The organism is Rhodothermales bacterium (assembly GCA_041391505.1).
GTDB lineage: Bacteria > Bacteroidota > Rhodothermia > Rhodothermales > JAHQVL01 > JAWKNW01.
The window spans coordinates 1-1584 of the sequence record JAWKNW010000069.1 but is presented as its reverse complement, the minus strand read 5'-3'; the positions used below and the strand labels follow the sequence as shown (position 1 = coordinate 1584).

Annotated in this window: 1 protein-coding gene; it reads left to right on the top strand. The window is 64.8% G+C overall.

The genetic code is table 11. The features are described 5' to 3' along the window. Positions 1 to 286 precede the first annotated feature (286 nt). Positions 287 to 1584 (top strand): hypothetical protein (locus R2834_24860; protein ID MEZ4703586.1); only part of this gene is annotated, 1298 nt, incomplete at its 3' end.

The following is a 1584-nucleotide window of genomic DNA, read 5'->3' as shown; positions in this document are numbered from 1 at the left end:
CTTCGTGGGTCAATGCCAGCGAAGTATGTAAAAGCGTGCTCCGCTCGACACGGCGCGTGCAAATGGGCGATCTATCGGAAACGGGGCGGGGACTCGTGGGGAGATTCCCCACAAAGCCTTGTATACCTAGCAGCACGCTATTGGTGCCTGCAAGACAAAAAAAATTCCGGGTTCGAGCGAAGCCGACGTCCGCACGCGCGGCTCGGCATTCGGAACCGCTTCCCGCTTGCATGTAGGGCAAAATGATATGATCTTTCCCTGCCCGTTTCCTGATACCCGTTGATTCATGATGTTTCGTCGCCAGATCCTCTTCGCCGCCACGCTCAGCCTGGTGGCCGCCGCCTGCTCATCAACCCCGCGCGCGATGCCGGAAGCCGCGCCGATGGCGGCATCGGAAGCCGGCCCCCGCATCGTGGGCGGCGTGGCGGGGCTCGCCATTCCCCCGGAAGACACCGTTACGGCGGGCCCGGCCATCGTCCAGGCCTCGGTCGACCAGGAGCTGCGGCGCTTCAGGCTTCCGCCAGGCTACCGGCTCGAGCCGGTGCTCACCGAGCCGGCGATCAAGGAGCCGGCGGCCATCGCGTTCGACGGCAACGGCCGCCTCTTCGTCCTCGAACTCCGCGGCTACATGCAGGACGCGGACGCGACGGGCGAGCTGGATCCGGTCGGACAAATCTCGATGCACGAGGATGTCGACAACGACGGCGTCTACGAGACGCACCACGTTTTTGTCGACGGCCTCGTCTTCCCCCGCTTCGTGATGCCGTTCGGCGCCAACAGCATCCTCACCATGGAGTCGAACGAGGACGAGGTCTACCGTTTCACGGACACCGACGGCGACGGGCGGGCGGATAAAAAAGAGCTGTTCACGACCCACTACGGGCGGTCGGGCAACGTCGAGCACCAGCAGGCCTTCCTCTACTGGGGGATGGATAACTGGATGTACAGCACGTACAACGCCTTCCGCATCCGCTGGACGCCCGACGGGATCCTGCGCGAACCGACCGGCTCGAACCGGGCACAGTGGGGCGTGACCCAGGATAACGAGGGCAAGATCTGGTTTCAGGGCGGGGCGAGCGGGTTGCCGTCGTACTTCCAGTTTCCGATCCATTACGGCAACTACGACGTCGACCAGCCCTACGCGGATGGGTTCAAGGTGCCGTACGGTCTCGCCGGCGTGGGCGACTTCCAGCCGGGTCCCGGGGCCTCCCGCCCGAACGGCACGCTCAACGAGGTGACCGGCTCGGCCGGCAACGACATCTTCCGCGGTCACCGCCTGCCGGCGGACCTCGTGGGTCATTATTTCTACGGCGAACCCGTTGCCCGCATCGTCCGCCGCGTCGAGCCCGTCGTCACCGAAGGGCTCACCCGGCTCCACAACGTCTATCAGGCGGATTCGTCGGAGTTCATCCGCTCCACCGATCCCCTCTTCCGTCCGGTCGACCTCGCCACGGCCCCCGACGGCACGCTCTACATCACGGACATGTACCGCGGCATCATCCAGGAGGGCAACTGGACCCGCAAGGGCAGCTTCCTCCGCGCCAAGATCGAGCAGTACAGCCTGGACAAGAACATCGGCCACGG